We start from the raw sequence: 25,062 nt of genomic DNA, 5'->3' as shown, positions 1-25,062 counted from the left end.
GTGGGGCGTTTTGCTATCCGTCGGTTGCCCAGGAGTCGGCCCATGAACGTGCTTTTTGAAACCATTGCGGCCATTGCTACGGCTCCCGGACGTGGAGGCGTCGGCATCGTTCGTATTTCCGGCCCCCAGGCCGGCAAGTGTGCCGAGGCGATTCTCGGCAAACTGCCACAACCTCGTTATGCGCACTACGGCGCTTTCAAAGAAGAAAACGGCGCAGTGATCGACGAAGGGATCGGGCTCTACTTTTCCGGCCCTCATTCGTTCACCGGGGAAGACGTGCTCGAGCTTCAAGGACATGGTGGGCCTGTGGTTCTGGACATGTTGCTTCAACGTTGTGTGCAACTGGGATGCCGCCTGGCACGGCCGGGTGAATTCAGCGAACGCGCTTTTCTCAATGACAAGCTTGACCTTGCCCAGGCCGAGGCGATCGCCGACCTCATTGAGGCGAGTTCTGCTCAGGCCGCGCGTAACGCCCTGAGGTCGCTGCAGGGTGCATTTTCCCGGCGAGTGCATGAGCTCACGGAGAAACTGATCAGCCTGCGCATTTACGTTGAAGCGGCAATCGACTTTCCTGAGGAAGAAATCGACTTTCTCGCGGATGGCCACGTCCTGACCATGCTGGATAACGTACGCAACCAGTTATCCACAGTGCTACACGAAGCCAATCAGGGCGCGTTGCTCAGGGATGGCATGAATGTGGTGATTGCGGGCAGGCCCAATGCCGGCAAATCCAGCTTGCTGAATGCCCTCGCGGGCAAAGAAGCGGCGATCGTGACTGAGATCGCCGGCACAACCCGGGATGTCCTGCGCGAACATATCCACATTGATGGGATGCCCCTCCATGTAGTGGACACCGCTGGTCTGCGCGACACGGACGATCAAGTGGAAAAAATAGGGGTTCAACGCGCGCTTCAGGCGATAGGCCAGGCAGACCGCATTTTGCTGGTGGTGGATGCGACAGCTCCAGAGGCGGGCGATCCCTTCGCGTTGTGGCCAGAGTTTCTCGATCAAAGACCTGACCCATCCCATGTCACGCTGATTCGTAACAAGGTGGACCTGAGTGAGGAGCCGGTGGAACTGGTGACCAGCGTCGATGGCCACGTGACCATCAGCCTCAGCGCCAAGGCCGGTGGTGAGGGTGTGGAGCTTCTGCGCGAGCATCTGAAAGCGTGCATGGGGTATCAGCAAACAGCTGAAGGAAGCTTCAGTGCACGACGGCGCCACCTTGAAGCGTTGCACAAGGCAAGCACCTCTCTCGAGCATGGACGCTCGCAGCTGACCTTGGCCGGCGCCGGAGAGCTACTTGCAGAAGACCTGCGCCAAGCGCAGCAGTCCTTGGGCGAAATTACCGGAGCATTCAGCTCGGACGATCTGTTAGGACGAATTTTCTCCAGCTTTTGCATCGGCAAATAACACCGCGATCTATCCCCAGGCAGGTCAATCTCTCCGGATCTGCCCCATCTCGATTCACTCATCCGACTTTTTCTGACTTCCGATCAACGTATTGGCGGATAAGTGCGCCTCGAATTTGACCGTTCAGCACCCGAATTTTCGAATAAGCCCTGTGCATAACCGCGACTGAGCTCGGTTGATAAACACGCTTCTTATCTGAGGATAATCACACCTGTGGACAACTGTCCATTTGATCCACAGGCTTAGACAGGTTATCCAAAGGCCTCTTGACCACATGGCCACAGGCTTTTGATTCTCTGTACATCACGTACTGAAAGGCTTTCAGAGATTTATCCACAGAAAGCGGGCTCAGTAAAAATAAACATAAAAACAAAGATCTTATAAATATCTTTCTTTTTAATTTCTATAACCCTCATTCATCCACAGCTGGTTAGATTTTGCGCAACGGGTTTCTTAAGGGGGGGTAAGTCCCTATACTTGCCGCCATTCCTATTCCCCCCAATCAACAGGCACGAGGTGCGTGGTGGATTTCCCTTCCCGTTTTCAAGTGATCGTCATCGGCGGCGGTCATGCCGGTACCGAGGCAGCACTGGCGTCTGCACGTATGGGTGTCACCACCCTGCTGCTTACGCACAACGTGGAAACCCTCGGCCAAATGAGTTGCAACCCGGCCATTGGTGGCATCGGCAAAAGTCATCTGGTCAAAGAGATCGATGCACTTGGCGGTGCGATGGCAACGGCCACTGACAAAAGCGGTATCCAGTTTCGCGTGTTGAACAGCCGCAAAGGCCCGGCCGTCCGGGCGACGCGTGCCCAGGCAGATCGAGTGCTTTACAAGGCGGCTGTCAGAGAGATCATTGAAAACCAGCCCAACCTGTGGGTATTCCAGCAGGCATGCGACGACCTGATCGTCGAGCAGGACCAGGTGCGCGGCGTAGTGACTCAGATGGGCCTGCGTTTTCTGGCCGACTCCGTGGTTCTCACCACAGGTACCTTTCTGGGCGGACTTATCCACATCGGCCTTCAGAACTATTCGGGCGGTCGCGCCGGTGATCCGCCGTCCATTGCGCTCGCACGCAGGCTCCGTGAACTACCGCTGAGAGTGGGTCGCCTGAAAACGGGCACTCCTCCGCGCATCGATGGCCGATCTGTGGATTTCTCGGTGATGACAGAACAGCCGGGCGATACGCCGATCCCGGTGATGTCGTTCATGGGCTCCAAGGCTCAGCACCCGAGCCAGGTCAGTTGCTGGATTACCCACACCAACGCCCGGACCCATGAAATCATTGCAGCGAACCTTGATCGGTCACCGATGTACTCTGCTGCCGGAGAAATCGAAGGGGTAGGCCCGCGTTATTGCCCATCGATCGAGGACAAGATCCATCGTTTTGCCGACAAGGAAAGCCATCAGGTTTTTATCGAACCGGAAGGTTTGACGACCCATGAGCTTTATCCAAACGGTATATCGACCTCGCTGCCGTTCGACGTACAGCTGCAGATCGTTCGGTCCATTCGCGGGATGGAAAATGCCCACATTGTCCGGCCTGGTTATGCCATCGAGTATGACTATTTCGATCCACGCGACCTGAAGTACAGCCTGGAAACCAAGGTCATTGGTGGGTTGTTTTTCGCAGGACAGATCAACGGCACGACCGGTTACGAAGAGGCCGGTGCCCAAGGTTTACTTGCCGGGACCAACGCGGCGCTTCGGGCTCAAGGAAAGGACAGCTGGTGTCCGCGTCGCGATGAGGCATACATCGGCGTGCTGGTGGATGACCTGATTACCCTGGGTACTCAAGAGCCGTACCGGATGTTCACCTCACGCGCCGAGTACCGTTTGATTTTGCGCGAAGACAACGCGGACTTGCGTTTGACCGAACAGGGTCGGGCCCTCGGATTGGTTGACGACGCCCGCTGGGCGGCGTTCTGTGCCAAGCGTGAAGGCATCGAGCTGGAGGAACAGCGCCTGAAATCCACCTGGATTCGTCCGGGTACCGAGCAGGGCGATGCGGTCTCGGCTCACTTCGGCACCCCGTTGACCCACGAATACAATCTGCTGAATCTGCTGAGCCGTCCGGAAGTGGACTATGCCAGTCTGGTTGCGCTGACCGGCCACGGCTCGCCTGACCCGCAGGTTGCTGAACAGGTCGAAATCAAGACCAAGTACGCTGGCTACATCGACCGTCAGCAGGATGAAATCTCTCGTCTGCGTGCCAGCGAAAACACGCGACTCCCTGCTGACATCGATTACACCGGGATCTCCGGTCTGTCCAAAGAAATCCAGAGCAAGCTGGGGATAAGTCGTCCGGAGACGCTGGGCCAGGCCTCACGGATCCCAGGCGTCACACCCGCGGCGATTTCTCTGTTGATGATTCATTTGAAAAAACGCGGCGCGGGCCGTCAGTTGGAGCAAAGCGCTTGAGTTCGATGGTTACCCCGCAGCATGCAGAAGAACTGACCCTTGGCGCTCAAGAGCTAGGCGTCGAGTTGAGCGAGAGCCAACATAGCCAGTTGCTGGCGTACCTGGCTTTGCTGATCAAGTGGAACAGGGCCTACAACCTGACCGCTGTTCGTGATCCGGATGAGATGGTGTCTCGCCATCTCCTGGACAGCTTGAGCGTGGTGCGTTTCATCGAAGGTGAGCGTCAGCTGGATGTCGGCAGCGGCGGCGGCATGCCCGGCATCCCGCTGGCGATACTGTTTCCGGACATGAAAGTCACTGTGCTCGACAGCAACGGCAAGAAGACCCGGTTTCTGACCCAGGTGAAACTGGAGCTCGCACTCGCCAACCTGGAAGTTATCCACAGCCGTGCCGAAGCATTCCAGCCCGCGCTGCCGTTCAACGGCATCATCTCTCGCGCCTTCAGCAGTCTGGAAGACTTTACCCAGTGGACTCGACACTTGGGCGACGGCGAAACGCGCTGGCTGGCAATGAAGGGTCTGCATCCAGCGGATGAACTGGTAGCATTGCCCGCAGATTTTCATCTGGAAAGCGCGCAAGCCTTGGCCGTACCCGGTTGCCAAGGTCAACGGCATCTGCTGATACTGCGCCGCACGGCATGACAGGGAACACACGCAATAATGGCTAAGGTATTCGCGATAGCGAACCAAAAAGGGGGTGTGGGTAAAACCACAACCTGCATCAACCTCGCGGCCTCGCTGGTGGCTACCAAGCGTCGGGTGTTGTTGATCGATCTCGATCCGCAAGGCAATGCCACCATGGGCAGCGGTGTGGATAAGCACGCACTTGAGCATTCGGTCTACGATTTGCTGATTGGCGAGTGCGATCTGAATCAGGCCATGCACTTTTCCGAGCACGGCGGATATCAATTACTGCCGGCAAACCGCGATCTGACGGCTGCCGAGGTGGTCCTGCTGGAAATGCAGATGAAGGAGTCGCGTCTGCGCTCAGCACTGGCGCCCATCCGCGAAAATTACGATTACATCCTCATCGATTGCCCTCCGTCGCTTTCAATGCTGACGCTCAACGCTCTGGTTGCGGCCGATGGCGTGATTATCCCCATGCAGTGCGAGTACTTTGCGCTCGAAGGTCTGAGCGATCTTGTGGATAACATCAAACGTATCGGTGAGTTGCTCAATCCTCAGCTCAAGATCGAGGGTTTACTGCGGACCATGTACGACCCGCGCCTCAGCTTGATCAACGACGTTTCGGCACAGCTCAAAGAGCACTTCGGCGAGCAGCTGTACGACACCGTTATTCCGCGCAATATTCGTCTCGCCGAGGCGCCTAGCTTCGGTATGCCAGCATTGGCCTACGACAAGACGTCTCGCGGCGCGCTGGCTTACCTGGCGCTCGCGGGCGAGATGGTCCGTCGCCAACGTCGCGGCAGTCGCACCGCGGCTCAGCCCACTTAAGGAAATTCCATGGCCGTCAAGAAACGTGGGCTCGGACGTGGGCTGGACGCACTGCTGAGCAGCCCAACCGTCACCGCACTGGAAGAACAGGCAGTGAAGGCCAGCGAGCGCGAGCTTCAGCACATCCCGCTTGACCTGATTCAACGAGGCAAATATCAGCCGCGTCGTGATATGGATCCCTTGGCACTGGAAGAGCTTGCGAACTCGATCAAGGCCCAAGGGGTAATGCAACCGATCGTGGTACGCCCGATTGCCGACAACCGGTTCGAAATCATTGCCGGTGAACGCCGCTGGCGCGCCAGCCAGCAGGCAGGAATCGAAACGATTCCTGCCATGGTGCGTGATGTGCCGGATGAAGCGGCCATTGCCATGGCACTGATCGAGAACATCCAGCGCGAAGATTTGAATCCGATCGAGGAAGCGATTGCCCTGCAGCGTCTGCAGCAGGAATTTCAGCTGACCCAACAGCAAGTGGCTGAAGCGGTCGGCAAATCGCGAGTCAGCGTCGCGAACCTGCTGCGACTGATCGCATTGCCGGAAGTGATCAAGACCATGCTCTCCCATGGAGATCTGGAGATGGGCCATGCCCGTGCGTTGCTGGGACTTCCTGAAGACCAGCAGGTTGAGGGGGCGCGACATGTTGTCGCACGCGGTCTGACCGTGCGCCAGACTGAAGCACTGGTTCGCCAGTGGCTCAGCGGGAAACAGGAGGCTGCAGAGCCAGTTAAGGCCGATCCTGACATCACACGTCTCGAACAGCGCCTGGCCGAGCGGCTGGGCTCCGCAGTGCAAATCCGCCACGGACAGAAGGGCAAAGGTCAGTTGGTTATCCGTTATAACTCGCTGGATGAGCTACAGGGTGTGCTCGCTCACATTCGCTGAAACAAATCATGAGTAGCGCGTAGTCGGAAATCACTACCTGGCAGTTGAATAGGGGCTGAACCGCCCCTATACTCTGCGCGCATTTTGTCGGCACAATTTATGCCAAGTTGTTGATTTTGGCGGCCGGCTCACGAGGAGCCCATGTGATGGAGACACGCACGCCAAACCGCTTGCCATTCCATCGCCTGGCTGTTTTCCCGATCTTGCTGGCTCAGTTGATTGTCCTCCTGGGGGCAGCGCTGGTGCTTTGGCAGTGGCACGGCGTCGTAGCCGGGTATTCGGGGCTTTGCGGTGGCCTGATAGCCTGGCTGCCGAATGTGTATTTTGCTCATAAGGCATTCCGGTACTCCGGGGCCAGAGCAGCGCAGGCCATCGTTCGGTCGTTCTACGCCGGCGAGGCAGGCAAGTTGATTTTTACGGCAGTGCTCTTTGCACTGACGTTTGCAGGAGTAAAGCCGCTGGCTCCGCTGGCGGTTTTTGGCGTGTTCATACTGACCCAGCTGGTCAGTTGGTTTGCGCCCCTGCTATTGAGAACAAGACTTTCGAGACCTTAGGGCGTTTGAGGCAACCATGGCAGAGCAAACAGCTTCGGGCTATATCCAGCACCACTTGCAGAACTTGACCTTCGGTCATTTGCCTGACGGCAGTTGGGGCTTCGCGCATTCCGCAGCAGAAGCAAAAGAAATGGGCTTTTGGGCTTTCCACGTCGATACCCTCGGCTGGTCGGTCGCACTGGGTCTGATTTTCGTCCTCATCTTCCGCATGGCCGCAAAAAAGGCGACTTCCGGTCAGCCGGGCGCGCTGCAGAACTTCGTTGAAGTGCTCGTCGAGTTCGTTGACGGCAGCGTCCGGGACAGCTTCCATGGCCGTAGCGCCGTGATCGCACCTCTGGCACTGACCATTTTCGCCTGGGTGTTCCTCATGAACGCTGTCGACCTGATTCCTGTTGACTGGATCCCGCAGTTGGCGATCATGATCACCGGTGATCACCACATTCCTTTCCGCGCCGTATCGACCACCGATCCGAACGCGACGCTGGGCATGGCACTGTCCGTATTCGCCCTGATCATTTTCTACAGCATCAAGATCAAGGGTATCGGCGGCTTCATCGGCGAATTGACCCTGCACCCGTTCGGCAGCAAGAACATTTTCCTGCAGGCGCTGTTGATTCCGGTGAACTTCCTGCTTGAATTCGTGACTCTGGTGGCCAAGCCGATCTCCCTGGCTCTGCGACTGTTCGGCAACATGTACGCGGGTGAACTCGTGTTCATTCTGATCGCGGTCATGTTCGGCAGCGGTCTGCTGTGGCTCAGCGGTCTGGGCGTGGTCCTGCAATGGGCGTGGGCAGTGTTCCACATCCTGATCATCACCCTGCAAGCGTTCATCTTCATGATGCTGACCATCGTCTACCTGTCGATGGCTCACGAAGATAACCATTGAGACCCGCCTGGCGAGTCTGATGATCCCCTCGCTTCGGTGAGGGGGTGCCCGCGAGGGCTTTGATGTAAGAAACGATTTTGCTTTACCGCTTTAATCTAAGAAAACCTAACCAATACGACGTAAAAGTCGGGAGGAAAGATGGAAACTGTAGTTGGTCTAACTGCTATCGCTGTTGCACTGCTGATCGGCCTGGGCGCACTGGGTACTGCAATCGGTTTCGGCCTGCTGGGCGGTAAATTCCTGGAAGGCGCTGCGCGTCAACCGGAAATGGTTCCAATGCTGCAAGTTAAAATGTTCATCGTGGCTGGTCTGCTCGACGCCGTGACCATGATCGGTGTTGGTATCGCTCTGTTCTTCACTTTTGCGAACCCCTTCGTTGGTCAACTCGCTGGCTGATCACTCGAATTTTCGAGTTGATTGGTGTGATGGACAACGAACGAGCGAGGTGTTGGCGTGAACATTAATGCAACCCTGATTGGCCAGTCCGTTGCGTTCTTCATTTTTGTGCTGTTCTGCATGAAGTTCGTGTGGCCTCCGGTCATCGCGGCTTTGCACGAACGTCAGAAGAAGATTGCGGATGGACTGGACGCTGCTACACGAGCAGCTCGCGACCTGGAGCTGGCCCAAGATAAAGTGGGTCAGCAACTGCGCGAAGCTAAGGCTCAGGCGGCTGAGATCATTGAGCAAGCCAAGAAACGCGGTACCCAGATTGTCGACGAAGCCCGTGAACAGGCTCGCGTTGAAGCTGACCGCATCAAGGCTCAGGCTCAGGCCGAGATCGAACAGGAACTGAATGGCGTCAAAGACGCGCTGCGCGCCCAATTGGGTAGCCTGGCAGTCAACGGCGCAGAGAAGATCCTGGGTGCCACAATCGATCAAAACGCGCACGCGGAGCTGGTAAACAAACTGGCTGCTGAAATTTAAGCGAGGGCGATCATGGCAGAACTGACCACGTTGGCCCGACCTTACGCTAAGGCAGCCTTCGAGCATGCACAGGCGCACCAGCAACTGGCCAATTGGTCAGTCATGCTCGGCCTGGCTGCTGCAGTGTCGCAAGACGACACGATGCAGCGCATGCTCAAGGCCCCGCGACTGACGAGCGCAGACAAGGCCGCCACTTTTATTGAAGTGTGCGGCGACAAGTTCGATGCCAAGGCACAGAATTTCATTCACGTCGTTGCTGAAAACGACCGTCTTCAGCTTCTGCCGGAGATCTCCGAACTGTTCGAGCTGTACAAGGCCGAGCAGGAAAAATCGGTAGATGTGGATGTGACCAGTGCTTTTGCATTGAACCAAGAACAGCAAGACAAACTCGCCAAGGTTCTCAGTGCACGGCTCGGCCGGGAAGTGCGCCTGCACGCTGCGGAGGATGCTGCCCTGATAGGTGGTGTCATCATCCGCGCCGGCGACCTGGTTATCGATGGCTCAGTTCGCGGCAAACTCGCGCAACTAGCCGAAGCATTGAAATCTTGAGTTTGAAGGGGCAGCAGAGCAATGCAGCAACTCAATCCTTCCGAAATAAGTGAAATCATCAAGGGCCGCATCGAGAACCTCGATGTAGCCTCCCAAGCCCGAAACGAAGGCACTGTCGTCAGCGTGTCTGACGGTATCGTGCGGATTCACGGTCTCGCCGACGCTATGTACGGCGAAATGATCGAGTTCCCGGGCGGCGTTTACGGTATGGCACTGAACCTGGAGCAGGACTCCGTGGGTGCTGTCGTACTGGGCGCTTACACCTCCCTGGCTGAAGGCATGAGTGCCAAGTGCACCGGCCGCATCCTGGAAGTTCCGGTTGGTAAGGAACTCCTGGGTCGCGTAGTCGACGCATTGGGCAACCCTGTCGACGGCAAAGGTCCGCTGAACAACACCGAGACCGACGCGGTCGAGAAAGTTGCTCCAGGCGTGATCTGGCGTAAGTCGGTAGACCAGCCTGTACAGACTGGCTACAAGGCTGTCGATGCGATGATCCCTGTCGGCCGTGGCCAGCGTGAGCTGATCATCGGTGACCGTCAGATCGGTAAAACCGCTCTGGCGATCGACGCGATCATCAACCAGAAGAACAGCGGTATTTTCTGCGTCTACGTTGCAATCGGTCAGAAACAATCGACCATCGCCAACGTTGTTCGCAAGCTGGAAGAAAACGGCGCACTGGCCAACACGATCATCGTGGCGGCCAGTGCTTCGGAATCTCCTGCGCTGCAATTCCTGGCTCCGTACGCCGGTTGCACCATGGGCGAATACTTCCGCGACCGTGGTGAAGATGCACTGATCGTTTATGACGATCTGTCCAAGCAGGCTGTGGCTTATCGCCAGATTTCCCTGCTGCTGCGTCGTCCACCAGGCCGTGAAGCTTACCCAGGCGACGTGTTCTATCTCCACTCCCGTCTCCTGGAGCGCGCATCCCGCGTTTCGGAAGAGTACGTAGAGAAGTTCACCAATGGCGCAGTGACCGGCAAAACCGGTTCCCTGACCGCATTGCCGATCATCGAAACCCAGGCTGGCGACGTTTCCGCGTTCGTTCCGACCAACGTGATTTCCATCACTGACGGTCAGATCTTCCTGGAATCGGCCATGTTCAACTCCGGCATCCGCCCGGCAGTGAACGCCGGTGTTTCGGTATCTCGTGTGGGTGGTGCTGCTCAGACCAAGATCATCAAGAAGCTCTCCGGTGGTATCCGTACCGCTCTGGCTCAGTACCGTGAACTGGCAGCATTTGCCCAGTTCGCCTCTGACCTGGACGAAGCGACCCGTAAGCAACTTGAGCATGGTCAGCGCGTTACCGAGCTGATGAAGCAGAAGCAATATGCGCCAATGTCGATTGCTGACATGTCGCTGTCGCTGTATGCCGCTGAGCGTGGGTTCCTGACTGACGTCGAAATCGCCAAGGTTGGCAGCTTTGAACAAGCGCTGATTGCTTACTTCAACCGAGATCACGCCGATTTGATGGCGAAGATCAACGTGAAGGGTGACTTCAATGACGAAATCGATTCTGGCCTGAAAGCCGGCATCGAGAAGTTCAAGGCCACCCAAACCTGGTAAGCCGCAGCGGGAGCCGCGAGGCTCCCGCTTGCTAACCTGATAGGTGTTACATGGCAGGCGCAAAAGAGATTCGCAGCAAGATTGCGAGCATCAAAAGCACGCAAAAGATCACCAGCGCCATGGAAAAAGTGGCGGTCAGTAAAATGCGCAAGGCTCAAATGCGCATGGCTGCTAGCCGTCCTTACGCGGAGCGCATCCGCCAGGTGATTGGTCATCTCGCCAACGCTAACCCGGAATACCGTCATCCCTTCATGATCGAACGCGAAGTAAAGCGCGTCGGTTACGTCGTGGTGAGCAGTGACCGTGGTTTGTGTGGTGGCTTGAATACCAACCTGTTCAAGGCTTTGGTCAAGGACATGGCGAAGAACCGTGAAAACGGCGTAGAGATCGATCTGTGCGTGGTCGGCAGCAAAGGTGCGGCGTTTTTCCGCAACTTCGGCGGTAACGTCGTCGCTGCGATCAGCCACTTGGGCGAAGAGCCGTCGATCAACGATTTGATCGGCAGCGTCAAGGTGATGCTGGATGCCTACCTGGAGGGCCGTATTGATCGCCTGTCCGTGGTGTCCAACAAATTTATCAACACCATGACTCAGCAACCAACGGTCGAGCAGTTAATTCCGTTGGTCGCGACCCAGGATCAAGAACTCAAGCACCACTGGGATTACCTGTACGAACCCGACGCCAAAGAGCTGCTGGACGGCTTGATGGTCCGTTACGTGGAGTCGCAGGTCTATCAGGCGGTGGTCGAGAACAACGCGGCTGAACAGGCTGCGCGGATGATCGCGATGAAGAACGCCACTGACAACGCCGGTGATTTGATCAGCGATTTGCAGCTGATCTACAACAAGGCGCGTCAGGCAGCGATCACCCAAGAGATCTCGGAAATCGTCGGCGGCGCTGCCGCGGTTTAACGGTTCAAATATTCAGAGGATCCAGCTAATGAGTAGCGGACGTATCGTTCAAATCATCGGCGCCGTGATCGACGTGGAATTTCCACGCGACAGCGTACCGAGCATCTACAACGCGCTGAAAGTACAAGGCGCGGAAACTACTCTGGAAGTTCAGCAGCAGCTGGGCGACGGCGTAGTTCGTACCATTGCGATGGGTTCCACCGAAGGCTTGAAGCGCGGTCTGGACGTTATCGACAGCGGCGCAGCCATCTCCGTACCGGTCGGTAAAGCGACACTGGGCCGGATCATGGACGTACTGGGCAACCCGATCGATGAAGCGGGCCCGATCGAAACCGAAGAGCGCTGGGGCATTCACCGTCCTGCGCCTTCGTTCGCTGATCAGGCTGGCGGCAACGACCTCCTGGAAACCGGTATCAAGGTCATCGACCTGGTTTGCCCGTTTGCCAAGGGCGGTAAAGTCGGTCTGTTCGGTGGTGCCGGTGTCGGCAAGACCGTAAACATGATGGAACTGATCCGTAACATCGCCATCGAGCACAGCGGTTATTCCGTGTTCGCCGGTGTGGGCGAGCGTACCCGTGAGGGTAACGACTTCTACCACGAGATGAAGGACTCCAACGTTCTGGACAAAGTAGCGCTGGTCTACGGTCAGATGAACGAGCCGCCGGGTAACCGTCTGCGCGTCGCCTTGACTGGCCTGACCATGGCTGAGAAGTTCCGTGACGAAGGTAACGACGTTCTGTTGTTCGTCGACAACATCTACCGTTACACACTGGCCGGTACTGAAGTTTCCGCACTGCTGGGCCGTATGCCTTCTGCAGTAGGTTACCAGCCGACGCTGGCTGAAGAGATGGGCGTGCTGCAAGAGCGCATCACTTCGACCAAGGAAGGCTCGATCACGTCGATCCAGGCGGTATACGTACCGGCGGATGACTTGACCGACCCATCGCCAGCCACAACGTTTGCTCACCTGGACGCCACCGTCGTTCTGTCCCGTGACATCGCTTCCCTGGGTATCTACCCAGCGGTCGATCCACTGGATTCGACTTCGCGCCAGCTGGACCCGAACGTTATCGGTCAGGACCACTACGACACCGCTCGCGGCGTTCAGTACGTTCTGCAGCGTTACAAAGAGCTGAAAGACATCATCGCGATCCTGGGTATGGACGAGCTGTCGGAAACCGACAAGCAGTTGGTATCCCGCGCTCGTAAGATTCAGCGCTTCCTGTCGCAGCCGTTCTTCGTGGCTGAAGTCTTCACCGGTGCCTCGGGTAAATACGTTTCCCTGAAAGACACTATTGCTGGCTTCAAAGGCATCCTCGCCGGTGACTACGACCATTTGCCTGAACAGGCGTTCTACATGGTCGGCGGCATCGAAGAAGCGATCGAGAAAGCCAAGAAACTGTAATCCAGGCGCCCGGCAACGGGCGCTAATCAGGTTGAGGCAGGCAAATGGCTATGACAGTCCATTGCGATATCGTCAGCGCGGAAGGAGAGATTTTCTCCGGTCTGGTCGAGATGGTGATTGCACACGGTAACCTGGGTGATATCGGTATTGCTCCAGGTCACGCACCGTTGATCACTGATCTGAAGCCGGGTCCGATCCGCCTGATCAAGCAGGGTGGCGAAGCCGAGGTGTTTTACATCTCCGGTGGTTTCCTTGAGGTTCAACCGAACATGGTCAAAGTGCTTGCCGATACCGTGCAACGTGCTGCTGATCTGGACGAAGCCTCAGCTCAGGAAGCCGTTAAGGCTGCCGAGCGTGCTCTGAATGAAAAAGGCGCAGATTTCGATTACGGAGCTGCTGCTGCACGTCTGGCGGAGGCCGCAGCTCAGCTGCGCACCGTCCAGCAAATTCGCAAGAAGTTCGGCGGCTAACCCCGGCGACTCGTTGCGCGATTGAGTAAAAGGGTAGCCTCGGCTACCCTTTTTCTTTTTTCGGCTTTCTCGCCTGAATCATCAGCCTGGCTAATGTGGCTGCTCGTCTGGAATCCCTTCATGTCTCTCGATATCGTCATTCTCGCCGCGGGTCAGGGCACTCGCATGCGTTCCGCTCTGCCCAAGGTGTTGCACCCTGTGGCCGGTAAATCGATGCTCGGCCATGTTATCCACAGCGCACGCCAGCTTTCGCCCCAAGGCATTCATGTGGTTATCGGCCATGGCGCAGAGCGGGTCCGAGAGCAACTGGCGGGCGATGATCTGAATTTCGTGCTTCAAGACAAACAATTGGGCACTGGCCATGCCGTTGCTCAAGCGTTACCTGCGTTGACGGCCGAGACCGTGCTCATTCTTTATGGCGACGTCCCGCTCATACAAGTAGAGACCCTGCACCGACTCCTCGCGCTGGTAAATGATCAGCAGTTGGGTTTGCTGACGGTCACGCTGGAAGACCCGACCGGTTACGGTCGGATCGTTCGTGACACCCAGCACCGCGTCACCGCCATCGTCGAGCACAAGGATGCAACTGAGGCGCAGAAGGCTATCAAGGAAGGTAATACCGGAATCCTCGCCGTACCGGGCAAGTGCCTTGCCGACTGGCTTGGCCGCCTCTCCAATAAAAACGCCCAGGGGGAGTATTACCTGACGGATGTTATCGAGATGGCCGTCAGCGATGGCTTGGTGGTCGCCACTGCCCAGCCTGACGATGCCATGGAAGTGCAGGGCGCCAATGACCGCAAACAGCTTGCCGAACTCGAGCGCCATTACCAGCAGCGCGAAGCCCACCGACTCATGGCGTTGGGCGTCACGCTGCGCGATCCAGCGCGTTTCGACGTTCGTGGCGACGTCACCACGGGCCGCGACGTGATGATTGATGTAAACGTAATCCTTGAGGGGCGAGTGGTCATCGAAGACGACGTCTCGATCGGGCCGAACTGCGTGATCAAGGACAGCACCTTGCGCAAGGGCGCGATCATCAAGGCAAACAGTCACCTTGAAGGCGCGATCGTTGGCGAAGGCGCGGATGCGGGGCCTTTCGCTCGTCTGCGCCCGGGCAGTGTTCTCGAAGCCCGCGCTCATGTGGGTAACTTCGTCGAATTGAAGAACGCCCATCTGGGCGAGGGTGCCAAGGCGGGTCATCTGACGTACCTGGGTGATGCGGTCATCGGCGCGCGCACCAACATTGGCGCAGGCACCATTACGTGCAACTACGATGGCGCGAACAAACACAAGACGGTAATGGGCGAAGACGTATTCATCGGCTCGAACAACTCGCTGGTCGCCCCTGTGCATATCGCGTCGGGCGCTAGCACGGGTGCGGGTTCCACCATCAATCAGGATGTGCCAGCTGAACAGCTTGCGGTCGCTCGCGCCCGTCAACGCAACATCGAAGGCTGGAAGCGTCCGGTGAAGATCAAGAAAGACTAAGTTATCCACAGGCTCAATCGGTTGCTTGCCAGACAAGCAGCCGATGCTTGTCTACGAGTCGGAATTCTTCGGCTTAACCTACTGACCATCCTCTCAATTCCCACTCTCCCTCTTGACGTATATCTTTCGATGAGCTTTCATTGCGATCGTTAACTTTCGAATCGAAACTTAAGATCACCATGTCGAAACGTAATACGCCTCAACGCCGCCACAATATTCTTGCTTTGCTCAATGAGCAGGGCGAGGTAAGCGTGGACGAGTTGGCCAAGCGCTTTGAGACCTCGGAGGTGACGGTCCGTAAGGATCTCGCTGCACTCGAAAGCAATGGGTTGCTGCTTCGTCGTTACGGCGGTGCCATCCCCATGCCTCAGGAATTGATTGGCGAGCCCGGCCAGCCCGTTTCCAGGTTCAAGCAGGCCATCGCCCGCGCTGCTGTTGCCCGCATCCGGGAACATGCACGGATCATCATCGACAGCGGCAGCACAACGGCTGCGATGATTCCGGAGCTGGGCTTGCAGCCGGGCCTTGTGGTGATGACAAATTCCCTGCATGTCGCCAACGCGCTGGGTGAACTGGAGCACGAACCGGTCTTGCTCATGACGGGCGGGACGTGGGACCCGCATTCAGAATCGTTTCAGGGCCAGGTGGCGGAGCAGGTGCTGCGTTCCTACGACTTCGATCAGTTGTTCATCGGCGCCGACGGTATTGATCTGACCCGAGGCACGACCACGTTCAACGAGCTGCTCGGCCTCAGCCGGGTGATGGCCGAGGTCGCCCGGGAAGTGATCGTGATGGTCGAGGCCGATAAGGTCGGTCGCAAGATTCCCAATCTGGAGCTGCCGTGGAGCAGCGTCCATACCCTTATTACCGATGACCGCCTGCCTCAAGAGGCGCGCGAACAAATTCAGGCCCGCGGCGTAACCTTGATTTGCGCTGCTGTTTCCTAGGAGAAGACCATGTGTGGAATTGTCGGTGCTGTTGCTGAACGGAATGTTACTGCCATCCTGCTGGAGGGCCTCAAGCGCCTGGAATACCGGGGCTACGACAGCGCCGGCGTAGCGTTATTCAACAACGCCGGTGTCCTTGAGCGTCGTCGTCGAGTCGGCAAGGTGAACGAACTGGAGCGGGCACTCGCGGGCGAGCCGGTCACAGGCCGCCTTGGTATTGCCCACACCCGTTGGGCAACACATGGTGCACCGTTGGAGCGTAACGCTCATCCACATTTCTCCAACGAGCAATTGGCGGTGGTGCACAACGGCATTATCGAAAACCATGAGCCGCTTCGGGAGCGTTTAAAGGGGCTGGGTTACGTGTTCACGTCTGACACGGACACCGAAGTCATCGTCCATCTGCTGCACCACAAACTGCAGGACACGCCCGATCTGGCCGCTGCCTTGAAGGCTACGGTCAAGGAATTGCACGGCGCTTATGGGCTTGCGGTCATCAGCGCACAACAACCGGATCGCCTGATTGCTGCCCGCAGTGGCAGCCCGTTGGTTGTGGGTCTGGGCCTTGGGGAAAACTTCCTTGCCTCCGATCAACTGGCATTGCGTCAGGTAACGGACCGCTTCATGTACCTGGAAGAGGGTGACATCGCCGAGATCCGTCGCGACAGCGTGCAGATCTGGGACGCATCTGGCCTGCCTGTCGAGCGTGAGATCGTTCAGTACCACGAGGGCGCAGAAGCGGCGGACAAGGGTGAGTATCGCCACTTCATGCTCAAGGAAATCCACGAGCAGCCCAAAGTCGTGCAGCGCACCCTGGAAGGGCGCCTTGGTCAGCAGCAGGTGCTGGTGCAGGCATTCGGGCCGCAAGCGGCGGAGCTGTTCGCGAAAGTACGCAACGTACAGATCGTCGCCTGCGGCACCAGCTATCACGCCGGCATGGTTGCGCGTTACTGGCTTGAAGGCTTGGCTGGCATTCCCTGCCAGGTCGAAGTCGCCAGCGAATTCCGCTACCGCAAAGTCGTGGTCCAGCCGGACACGCTGTTCGTTTCGATCTCCCAGTCCGGCGAGACGGCCGACACCCTGGCCGCGCTGCGCAATGCCAAGGAGCTGGGTTTCCTTGCCAGCCTGGCGATCTGCAACGTTGGCATCAGTTCGCTGGTGCGTGAATCCGATCTGACCCTGCTCACTCAGGCCGGCCCGGAAATAGGTGTCGCGTCGACCAAGGCGTTCACCACGCAGTTGGTCGCGCTGATGTTGCTGACGCTTTCACTGGGTCAGGTCAAAGGCACGCTGGAAGCTGGCGTGGAAGCAGAACTGGTTGAAGAACTGCGCCGCCTGCCGACCCGCTTGGGTGAAGCACTGGCGATGGACACGACGGTGGAGAAAATCGCCGAACTGTTCGCCGAGAAGAATCACACCCTGTTCCTGGGCCGTGGCGCGCAATTCCCGGTGGCGATGGAAGGGGCCTTGAAGCTCAAGGAGATCTCCTACATCCACGCCGAAGCCTATCCGGCCGGCGAACTGAAACACGGCCCGTTGGCACTGGTGGACAGCGACATGCCCGTCGTCACCGTCGCACCTAACAACGAGTTGCTGGAGAAGCTGAAATCCAACCTGCAGGAAGTGCGCGCACGGGGCGGCGAGCTGATCGTCTTCGCCGACGAACAGGCCGGGCTGGTCAACGGGGAGGGCACCCATGTGGTTTCCATGCCCCATATCCTCGACGCCCTGACGCCGATTCTGTACACCATCCCGCTGCAGTTGCTTTCGTACTACGTGGCAGTGCTGAAGGGGACAGACGTGGATCAGCCTCGTAACTTGGCGAAGTCCGTGACCGTGGAATAAGTTATCCACAGTGTACTGCGGCGGCTCTTGGGAATAAGAGCATTCGCAGGTTGTTAATGTGTAGGCAAAGGAGGGCCTACAGATTGGACTCAGTGCCTGACCTGCACCAGCCATCAGACTGCTGACCATGCTTCTCAAGGTTTCCCTCGCCGCGTCGATAGCTTCTCAAGTCAATGCGAGCGGCCCCCCATGTTCAATACCCGGTTAAAAGATAAGATCCAGCAATTGGAAAAACGGCTGGGGGCTCTTGAGCAGGTCAAGGCGACTCTGGATCTCGAAACCGTGTCCGTCACGTTGGATGCGGGAGGCGTCATCCTGGAGGTGAATGCTCTGTTTGAAACAGAGCTGGGATTCACCCAGGCTGAATTGTCCGGTCGTGCCCTGCGTGAATTCAGTCCCGTTGAACTGAGCGGTGACGTACATCAGCGTCGGGCGCTTGATGCAGTTGCCCAAGGCAAGCATTACAGCGGCACGTTGCGCCTGTGCAGCCGTGAAGGTCGACACGTCTGGCTACGGGCAATGGTCATACCCTTCGCAGGTGACAGCGGGCGGGTCGAACGCATCGTTTTATACTCAAGCGTGCTGACGAGGACCATCGAAGCCTCAAGGGAGAATGAAGCGCTGGTGGGGGCTCTGATGCGCTCCACGGCCGTTATCGAGTTTTCTCTGGATGGGTTGGTGTTGACAGCCAATCAGAATTTTCTGGACGCTATGGGCTATACGCTTCCCCAAATCCTGGGCAAGCACCACCGAATCTTTTGCGTGCCATCCGACGCTCAGTCAGAAGAATATGATCAGTTCTGGCACACCCTTAGACAGGCATCCTATGTCGCGGGAAGGTTTTGCCGAGTGGATAAACATGGCAACGAGGTATGGCTGGAGGCATCCTACAATCCAATCGTGGATGCCAATGGCAAGCTGTACAAGATCGCCAAATTAGCCACCGTTATTACTGACCAGGTCACCCGCGAGCGCGCTGTCTCCGAAGCAGCCGGCATGGCCCACGGCACGTCGGTTCGAACCAATGCCAGCGCACAGCAAGGCCGCGAAGTCATTCAGAACACTGTCACGACCCTCAATACGCTATCGGCGTTGATGGAAGATGCTGCCCATGGCATTGAGGCACTGGATGCCCAGAGCCAGGAAATCGGCACCATCGTCAAAACCATCGGCAGCATCGCTGACCAGACCAATCTGTTGGCCTTGAACGCAGCAATCGAAGCCGCCCGAGCCGGGGAACAGGGACGGGGTTTTGCTGTGGTCGCCGACGAGGTCAGAAACCTGGCCCTTCGAACCACTAAAGCGACGGCGGAAATCTTCGAGGTCGTGAAAAACAATCAGGTTTTGGCGTCCAGCGCTGTGACCATGATCGGAAAAAGCAGGCAGCAGGCCGGGGCGGCGCTGGATTTGGCGAGTGAGGCGGATGAGGTGATCAAGGACATTCAACAAGGTGCCAAGAGTGTTGTGGTCGCCGTTGAGCAGTTCTCAGGTCAAGCCGGGCAGTAATGATTGCTGCAATGCTTCACGTCTGAAACTCTCAGTGACACCAAGGTCAAGCGCGATCCAGGTGATCCTTATGCTCGATGCTCTCAAGCAATCCATAAACGATCTGCATAAGGTCGACCGGCCCAGACTCGAAGATGAGTGCGACGCGCTACTCACCCGGATCGAGCAGGCACGAACAGAAGGAACTGTGACTGCCGAGCAGGCCACACAGCTGCTCTATGATGTCCGTAACGAACGTTCAAGGTGCTTTCGCAGCGGAAGCCAGCGCCGCATGGGCAATGCTGTAGCTGACGTCCCATCACAGGACTCGATCGGCATAAGCCCCATAATTGATTGAAAGATGTTTTCTAAGGCTAGCCCGATCTGAATCAAGCCACCTGGCTCGCGCTTTCAATCTCCCGCATATGCCCCTTCGCGGTCTTGCCCGCCTGCTGCACAGCCCACTTCATGAACTCCGCAATCGCCCACTCTTCGCGCCGTTCTTTCGCGCAGTACACGAAATAGTCGAACTTGAGCTCTGCCGTGGCATTGGTGACTTGCACCAGCCTCTTGCTTTGCAGGGCCTCGGACGCGAACACGCTATTCACCAGTGCGATGCCCTGGCCGGCGCAGGCGGCACTTATCAACAGGGACTCGTCGCTATAACTGGAGCCCTGAATCATCTTGCGATTGCTCACGCCGAACGCGTTCATCCAGACCTTCCAGTAATTGCGCTCGGTGTCCTGTAGCAGCGGGAACGTCAGGCAATCCTGCGGGCTCTCGATGTTGCGCTGAGTGCTGAGCAGATGCGGACTGCACACGGGAATCAGATAGGACGACCACAAATGCGTGGCGTGGTTTTCACAACTGGCGGCCATTTCACGCTGGATGCAGATATCCACATGGCCGTGTTTGAGCTCCGAAAGACCGTTACAGATCTGAATCGAGATCTCGACATTGGGGCAGCGCTCCTTGAACCCGCCCAGGGCCGGGATCAGCCAGGAGCTGGCAATCGTGGACGTTGTGCTGATCACCAGCCGCGTCTGACGTGGCGCCTTGAGTGCGGCGCGCGACCAGGCTTTTTCGATGACGTCAAAGGTGCAGGCGAGTTCGTCGAACAGGCTGCGTCCGGAAGGGGTGAGCTGGATGCCCTTGGCATCTCGCTCGAACAGGCGCCTGCCGATCTGGTCCTCCAGCCCTTTAATCTGCTGACTGATGGCGGCCGGTGAGACGCACAGCTGATCCGCCGCACGTTTCATGCTCCCGGCCTTGCACACCTCAACGAACGTGCGGAGGGCTATCAACGGGATCGCTCTGCTCATTCTGCATACCTCGCCGTGAGAGTGCTGCCAGTGCGCCAAGTGTCGGAAAAGCGTCTTGGAGTTGCCATCGGATGAATCCCCCAAGCGTTCTTATCACCCGACGCTGGATATTTCAGGCGCACCCGAGCCTTGCCGGGTGTTTACCCGGCGCCGAACTCAGGTGTGGATAACGTTGCTATCAGGTTGTGGCGGCGCGGTCCTCAGGAACAGGTGCCGGCTTCGGCTTGCTTTGGCTCAACACGAACCAGACCGCCAGACAGATGAGGCCGCCGCCATAAAGGTGCCCGGCGGAAACCTTTTCACCGAGGAACATCACCCCCCAAAGGACGCCAAAGGGCGGAATCAGGAAGGTAACGGTCAGCGAGCGGACCGGACCGATATCAGCGATCAGTCGGAAGTACAGAATGTAAGCACACGCCGTGCACACGAAACCAACCGCTGCCAACGACAGCCACACGGTCGAGTCGCCCCAGGTGGCTGGCGGGTTGACGGTCGCGGAGACGGCGAAGAAGGGCAGCAGAAACAGCGTTGCCCCGATCTGGCTGCCGAACGCCACGAGCTTGGCATCCAGGCCGCCTCGGTCGCCGATCCACTGACGGGTCAGGAAGCCTGCGGCGCCGTAGCAACTGGTCGCGACCAGGCAAGCGAATGCGCCCATGACCACCGATGTGGTGAACGTCACCGGGCCTGTGGTGGTGAGCAAGGTTATCCCCAGCAAGCCGAGAAACACGCCTATGGCTTTCTTGGTCGTCAGTGAATCACTGAAAAACACAGAACCTATTAATACGCCCATCAATGGAGTGGTCGCATTCAAGATGGCGGAATAACCCGCGGGTAATAGCAGGGCCGCCATGCTGTACATCAAAAACGGAATGCCGGAATTGATGATGCCGAGGATCAAGGTGGATTTGAACTTGCCGTTGAACTCATGCCGGGTTCTTAAAATGGCCAGAATCACCATCAAGCCAATGGCGCCGAGCAACACGCGAAAGAAGGCGGTCGGCAACGCGCCCAATATCGGGGCAGCAACCCGCATGAACAGAAAACTGGCTCCCCAGATGGCAGCCAGAACTATCAGTCGAACATAGTCGGAGACTTTCATTGCGCTTCCTTTCGTGATCCGTATCGCCGATCCGCTGACCGAAAAGTTGTTGATTGACGCTCGTCGAGTCAGGGTGTGATGATTTGAGCAGTGTCTGGGGTGGTGCTCAAGCGAGCTTTTCTTAAGCACATTAGATTTTCTTAACCGAGGTCAGGCATGAAATTCCCGCCCCTGCACGCGCTGTTATGTTTTGAAGCGACGGGGCGCCACGCCAGCATGAAAGGCGCGGCCGGTGAGCTGTTCGTAACCCCTGCGGCCATCAGTCAACAGATCGCCAAGCTCGAAAAAGCCGTTGGCGTCACGCTGTTCATCCGCAACACCAAGCGCCTGGAGCTGACTGCCGAGGGCAAGATCTATCTGCGGGCCATTCGTCCCGCGCTCGGGCAGATATCCGACGCCACCCAACGTCTGATGAGCGACAACGGCCCCAATACAATCACTGTCAGCTGCACCAGCGGCTTTGCGATGCAATGGCTGTTGCCCCGCTTGCCTGATTTCCAGGCCATCTGCCCCGGCATCGAGGTGCTGATCAGCACCACCAATCGGCTGGTTGATTTGCTCGGCGACGGTGTCGACTTCGCCGTACGCCATGGCCTGGGGCGTTACCCCGGTCTGGAAGTGGAGATGCTGATCAACGACCGACTGCAGCCTGTCTGCAGCCCTTCATTGCTGCCGGATTCCCGGTATCTGTCGTCGCCCATTGACCTGAAAAGCTACAACCTCTTGCACGACGAACACCGCGAAGACTGGGCGTTATGGCTCCGTGCAGTGGGTATCGAAGACGGCGAGGCTGCGGTGCACAAAGGCTCGGTGTTCGTGGATTCCAACGGGGTCATTGAGGCAGCGCTGGCGGGAATGGGCATTGCGCTGGTGCGTCGTTCGCTGATTCGGGAAGAGCTGGCGTCCGGCCGTCTGGTCGTGCCGTTTCGCGCGACGATCGACACGCCGATTGCCTATTACCTGGTGTATGACGAGACGGCCATCCTTCCCAAATCCAGCAAACAGTTTCGTGACTGGCTGGTGTCCCAGGCCAACGCCAGTCAGCGTGAATTCACCACGCGATAGTTCGCGTTCATCCACCCTCGATTCTGCGTTGTGACCACTGACGTTTTCCCGGGTAAAGCGGGTCTACAGAGAGTAGGCGGCGTGTCAGTAGGGCTGGCTTTAGCCGGGAAGAGGTCGGTGCGTACACCTTCAATTTCTGCGGTGCCATGAAGTGTTGGTTATTTATCAGGGCAGTTAAGTCCTGCTTCAGTGTCCGTAGGTGATACACCCACGCCGGTAAAACCGGTCAACTTACTGATTAGTAAGATAATTAAGCCAAGCACTGTTAAGTCAAACTTAACCGCTGATTGCGGATTTCTAGTTTGCCCCCTCGCGCACTTTTCTTCAGTTTATTCCTTAACAGGCACGTGCCCGTCAGCTCAGTCTGGCGCCGACAAAACAGCGAGCAGGATGCTCTGGCTGAAGGAAAACCTCATGACTGATTTCGATATTTTTCGCCCTATGAAGTGGGACAAACTGGTTCATGAATATGACCTGGATGGCGCGAGGTTACTGCCGTGGAACGGCTATCCGACGCCTATTGGTAGTGGCTGGTGCGTCGTGCGACCCCACACCAAATCCTTGTCGCACACGCAGATAGACCAGGAATTCTTTATCGGCATCAAAGGCACCGCCCAGCTGGTTGTGGGAGATCAGACGTACCCGTTCACAATGGGTGACATCGCCGCCATTCCCAAACACACCGATCACTATGTGTTCAACGACACGGACGAAGACTTCCATTTCTACGTCGTGTGGTGGGATCGCGATTCCGCCAACCGCTTTCTCGATGAAGATGCCCAGCAGGCGATGGCCGCCAATGAGTTTGCTCTGCAGCGGGCGACGGTTCATGACGTGTCCGATCAGAGGGCGTCATGATGGGTAAGTTACTCGTTACGATCACGCCGCCGACGCCTAATGGTGATTTGCACATTGGTCATATGGCAGGCCCTTTTCTCGCCGCAGACATCTACACCCGCGCTCAACGCCAACGCGGCCACGATTGCACCCTCGTCTCATACTCCGATGACTATCAGTCCTACATGCTGCGTCGAGGTATCGAACTGGACCGTGCGCCTCAAACGCTGGCGCTGGAGAACACCGACAAAATCAACGACACGCTGAAGAAGATGGGCATCCAGGTGGATTTCTGGATGCGCCCGTACGGCAACAGCTACTTCAAGAACGCCGTGGAGGAGATGTATGAGTACGCGGTGAAGGCGGGTGCCATTTACAAAAAGGTCAGCCAGGAACCGTATTGCGAACACTGTGACAAGTGGGGCTACGAAGCCTTCGGGCGGGGTAACTGCGATCACTGTGGCTCGGACTCGGATGCCAGCCAGTGCGAAGAATGCGCCCATACCCCCAATGCCTCGAAGATGACCAACTTCCGCTGCAAGTTATGCGCGGCCCCCATGATCTGGCGGCCAATAGAGCGCGAATTTCTGGCCCTGTCGAACTTCCGCAACCACCTCAAAAGCACGTTCGAACATGCGCCGCTGCGGCCTTTCATCCGCCGTTTCCTGGAGGAGGAATTCGAAATCGGTCCGGTGGATTGGGGCATTACCCGACCCCAGGACGGCGGGCTGGATCTCAAGCCGGATGGCAGCCGGCGCATACACACCTGGGTCATGGGGCTGTCCGGTTACCTGGCGGCCTTTCGCGAATACTTGAACGAACACAAGCTTGCGCCATGGGAGTACGACGAATACTGCCGCTCCGGCAAAGGCCGGCTGGTGCATTTCATGGGTTACGACTGCGCCTTCAGTCACATGATGGTTTACCCGTCTCTACTGCAGACCATGCACGGCTATCGCATGCGCCAGACCTTCTACACCAACCAGTTCCTGACCTTGAACGGCAAGAACCTTTCCACCAGCCGCAACTATGCTATCTGGGCGCGGGACTTGGTGGCAGAGGCCTGCACCGACAGCGCGCGCTTCTATCTGGCACTGATCGCGCCGGAGCAGGACACCGATGATTTCGATGTCGAGAAGTTCTCCGCCTGGCGTGAGCAAACCTTCAACGAAGTGCTGGTGAAGCTGGCCGCCCAGGCCGAGCGCGAGCGGGTCGAAGGCGACAGCCTGAAAGTCAGTGCGGCGGACGCAGCGGCCCTCAAGATTTTGGTAGCGCGCTGGTTCGAAGCCACTTCGGTGGATCACTTCAGCATGAAGGGGCTCGCGGTATTGCTGTCGGACATCATCAACGCCGCCCGTGATCGCCAGACCCTCGGCAAGCGGATTCTGCCGTACATGGCGCTCATCGGTGCCATCGGCGCGCCGGTGTTCCCGGACCTGGCGAAACAGATCCTGCGCTACTGCCGCTTCACTGAAAACGAAGTCCTGCAACAGCTGGTGTATGTCAGTGCGGTCGAGTACGAAATCTGACCGAGA

Annotated in this window: 24 protein-coding genes and 1 pseudogene; 23 read left to right on the top strand and 2 right to left on the bottom strand. The window is 57.5% G+C overall.

From position 1 onward, the window contains the following. Nucleotides 1-42 precede the first annotated feature (42 nt). From mnmE to EC919_RS11530, 20 genes and pseudogenes are all read left to right on the top strand, one after another. Nucleotides 43-1,413 carry a tRNA uridine-5-carboxymethylaminomethyl(34) synthesis GTPase MnmE gene (gene mnmE, locus EC919_RS11620; protein WP_133774020.1) on the top strand — a complete coding sequence of 457 codons (1,371 nt, stop codon included), beginning with the start codon at nucleotides 43-45 and terminating at the stop codon, nucleotides 1,411-1,413. A 523-nt stretch (nucleotides 1,414-1,936) separates the two neighbouring features. Then, nucleotides 1,937-3,835: a tRNA uridine-5-carboxymethylaminomethyl(34) synthesis enzyme MnmG gene (gene mnmG / locus EC919_RS11615; protein ID WP_133774018.1), complete on the top strand. Its 1,899-nt coding sequence runs from the start codon at nucleotides 1,937-1,939 to the stop codon at nucleotides 3,833-3,835. A 5-nt stretch (nucleotides 3,836-3,840) separates the two neighbouring features. Further along, nucleotides 3,841-4,476, top strand: coding sequence for a 16S rRNA (guanine(527)-N(7))-methyltransferase RsmG (gene rsmG / locus EC919_RS11610; RefSeq protein WP_208294975.1), 636 nt, complete (start codon nucleotides 3,841-3,843; stop codon nucleotides 4,474-4,476). A gap of 18 nt (nucleotides 4,477-4,494) precedes the next feature. Next, on the top strand, nucleotides 4,495-5,289 hold the full coding sequence (locus tag EC919_RS11605; protein WP_133774014.1) for a ParA family protein: 795 nt from the start codon (nucleotides 4,495-4,497) through the stop codon (nucleotides 5,287-5,289). A gap of 9 nt (nucleotides 5,290-5,298) precedes the next feature. After that, the gene (locus tag EC919_RS11600) at nucleotides 5,299-6,171 is read left to right on the top strand and encodes a ParB/RepB/Spo0J family partition protein (RefSeq protein ID WP_133774011.1); all 873 of its coding nucleotides are present in this window, start codon (nucleotides 5,299-5,301) and stop codon (nucleotides 6,169-6,171) included. A 146-nt stretch (nucleotides 6,172-6,317) separates the two neighbouring features. Further along, nucleotides 6,318-6,725, top strand: a complete 408-nt coding sequence (locus EC919_RS11595) for a F0F1 ATP synthase subunit I (protein ID WP_133774009.1) — start codon at nucleotides 6,318-6,320, stop codon at nucleotides 6,723-6,725. A gap of 16 nt (nucleotides 6,726-6,741) precedes the next feature. Next, the gene (gene atpB, locus EC919_RS11590) at nucleotides 6,742-7,611 is read left to right on the top strand and encodes a F0F1 ATP synthase subunit A (RefSeq protein ID WP_133774007.1); all 870 of its coding nucleotides are present in this window, start codon (nucleotides 6,742-6,744) and stop codon (nucleotides 7,609-7,611) included. 138 nt (nucleotides 7,612-7,749) lie between these two features. Then, the gene (gene atpE / locus EC919_RS11585) at nucleotides 7,750-8,007 is read left to right on the top strand and encodes a F0F1 ATP synthase subunit C (RefSeq protein ID WP_002555987.1); all 258 of its coding nucleotides are present in this window, start codon (nucleotides 7,750-7,752) and stop codon (nucleotides 8,005-8,007) included. Between the two features lie 57 nt (nucleotides 8,008-8,064). Beyond that, nucleotides 8,065-8,535 (top strand): F0F1 ATP synthase subunit B, encoded by a 471-nt coding sequence (locus EC919_RS11580; RefSeq protein WP_065988056.1) that lies wholly within the window; start codon nucleotides 8,065-8,067, stop codon nucleotides 8,533-8,535. A gap of 12 nt (nucleotides 8,536-8,547) precedes the next feature. Beyond that, nucleotides 8,548-9,084 carry a F0F1 ATP synthase subunit delta gene (locus EC919_RS11575; protein WP_133774005.1) on the top strand — a complete coding sequence of 179 codons (537 nt, stop codon included), beginning with the start codon at nucleotides 8,548-8,550 and terminating at the stop codon, nucleotides 9,082-9,084. 21 nt (nucleotides 9,085-9,105) lie between these two features. Continuing rightward, nucleotides 9,106-10,650, top strand: coding sequence for a F0F1 ATP synthase subunit alpha (atpA, locus tag EC919_RS11570; RefSeq protein WP_065988057.1), 1,545 nt, complete (start codon nucleotides 9,106-9,108; stop codon nucleotides 10,648-10,650). Between the two features lie 50 nt (nucleotides 10,651-10,700). Further along, entirely contained in the window at nucleotides 10,701-11,561 is an 861-nt protein-coding gene (atpG, locus tag EC919_RS11565; RefSeq protein ID WP_037016916.1) for a F0F1 ATP synthase subunit gamma, read from the top strand. 28 nt (nucleotides 11,562-11,589) lie between these two features. Beyond that, nucleotides 11,590-12,966 carry a F0F1 ATP synthase subunit beta gene (gene atpD, locus EC919_RS11560; RefSeq protein ID WP_037016914.1) on the top strand — a complete coding sequence of 459 codons (1,377 nt, stop codon included), beginning with the start codon at nucleotides 11,590-11,592 and terminating at the stop codon, nucleotides 12,964-12,966. 44 nt (nucleotides 12,967-13,010) lie between these two features. Next, nucleotides 13,011-13,436, top strand: a complete 426-nt coding sequence (locus EC919_RS11555) for a F0F1 ATP synthase subunit epsilon (protein WP_133774003.1) — start codon at nucleotides 13,011-13,013, stop codon at nucleotides 13,434-13,436. 120 nt (nucleotides 13,437-13,556) lie between these two features. Continuing rightward, on the top strand, nucleotides 13,557-14,924 hold the full coding sequence (gene glmU, locus EC919_RS11550; RefSeq protein WP_133774002.1) for a bifunctional UDP-N-acetylglucosamine diphosphorylase/glucosamine-1-phosphate N-acetyltransferase GlmU: 1,368 nt from the start codon (nucleotides 13,557-13,559) through the stop codon (nucleotides 14,922-14,924). Nucleotides 14,925-15,103: 179 nt separating this feature from the next. Then, complete coding sequence (locus EC919_RS11545; RefSeq protein WP_122534377.1) at nucleotides 15,104-15,871, top strand: DeoR/GlpR family DNA-binding transcription regulator; 768 nt, start codon at nucleotides 15,104-15,106, stop codon at nucleotides 15,869-15,871. 9 nt (nucleotides 15,872-15,880) lie between these two features. Then, the gene (glmS, locus tag EC919_RS11540; protein WP_133774000.1) at nucleotides 15,881-17,716 is read left to right on the top strand and encodes a glutamine--fructose-6-phosphate transaminase (isomerizing); all 1,836 of its coding nucleotides are present in this window, start codon (nucleotides 15,881-15,883) and stop codon (nucleotides 17,714-17,716) included. Nucleotides 17,717-17,905: 189 nt separating this feature from the next. Next, nucleotides 17,906-18,682 (top strand): annotated as a pseudogene (locus tag EC919_RS27835) (PAS domain-containing protein); the annotation flags it as partial. 30 nt (nucleotides 18,683-18,712) lie between these two features. Next, on the top strand, nucleotides 18,713-19,222 hold the full coding sequence (locus EC919_RS27830) for a methyl-accepting chemotaxis protein (protein ID WP_432213810.1): 510 nt from the start codon (nucleotides 18,713-18,715) through the stop codon (nucleotides 19,220-19,222). Between the two features lie 70 nt (nucleotides 19,223-19,292). Beyond that, nucleotides 19,293-19,559 carry a hypothetical protein gene (locus EC919_RS11530; RefSeq protein ID WP_133773995.1) on the top strand — a complete coding sequence of 89 codons (267 nt, stop codon included), beginning with the start codon at nucleotides 19,293-19,295 and terminating at the stop codon, nucleotides 19,557-19,559. Nucleotides 19,560-19,590: 31 nt separating this feature from the next. Here the strand turns inward: EC919_RS11530 and EC919_RS11525 are convergent, their stop codons facing one another. Together EC919_RS11525 and EC919_RS11520 are read right to left on the bottom strand one after the other, a co-directional pair. Next, a complete protein-coding gene (locus EC919_RS11525; RefSeq protein WP_133773993.1) occupies nucleotides 19,591-20,523 on the bottom strand; it encodes a LysR substrate-binding domain-containing protein in 933 nt (310 codons plus the stop codon). Between the two features lie 178 nt (nucleotides 20,524-20,701). Continuing rightward, nucleotides 20,702-21,625 carry a DMT family transporter gene (locus EC919_RS11520; protein ID WP_133774221.1) on the bottom strand — a complete coding sequence of 308 codons (924 nt, stop codon included), beginning with the start codon at nucleotides 21,623-21,625 and terminating at the stop codon, nucleotides 20,702-20,704. A gap of 156 nt (nucleotides 21,626-21,781) precedes the next feature. Between EC919_RS11520 and gcvA the strand changes: the two genes are divergently transcribed. The 3 genes from gcvA to EC919_RS11505 all read left to right on the top strand — a co-directional run bounded on the left by gcvA (nucleotide 21,782) and on the right by EC919_RS11505 (nucleotide 25,056). After that, complete coding sequence (gene gcvA / locus EC919_RS11515) at nucleotides 21,782-22,690, top strand: transcriptional regulator GcvA (RefSeq protein ID WP_133773992.1); 909 nt, start codon at nucleotides 21,782-21,784, stop codon at nucleotides 22,688-22,690. Between the two features lie 414 nt (nucleotides 22,691-23,104). Then, nucleotides 23,105-23,548, top strand: coding sequence for a cupin domain-containing protein (locus EC919_RS11510; protein ID WP_133773990.1), 444 nt, complete (start codon nucleotides 23,105-23,107; stop codon nucleotides 23,546-23,548). Beyond that, a complete protein-coding gene (locus EC919_RS11505) occupies nucleotides 23,548-25,056 on the top strand; it encodes a methionine--tRNA ligase (RefSeq protein WP_166650528.1) in 1,509 nt (502 codons plus the stop codon). Before EC919_RS11510 ends, EC919_RS11505 begins: the two co-directional genes overlap by 1 nt. The last annotated feature ends 6 nt before the right edge of the window (nucleotides 25,057-25,062 follow it).

The sequence above is a fragment of the Pseudomonas graminis genome (genome assembly GCF_004364335.1).
GTDB classification, from domain to species: Bacteria; Pseudomonadota; Gammaproteobacteria; order Pseudomonadales; family Pseudomonadaceae; genus Aquipseudomonas; species Aquipseudomonas graminis_D.
The sequence above is the reverse complement of the archived record's forward strand: the minus strand, read 5'-3'. Positions and strand labels throughout refer to the sequence as shown.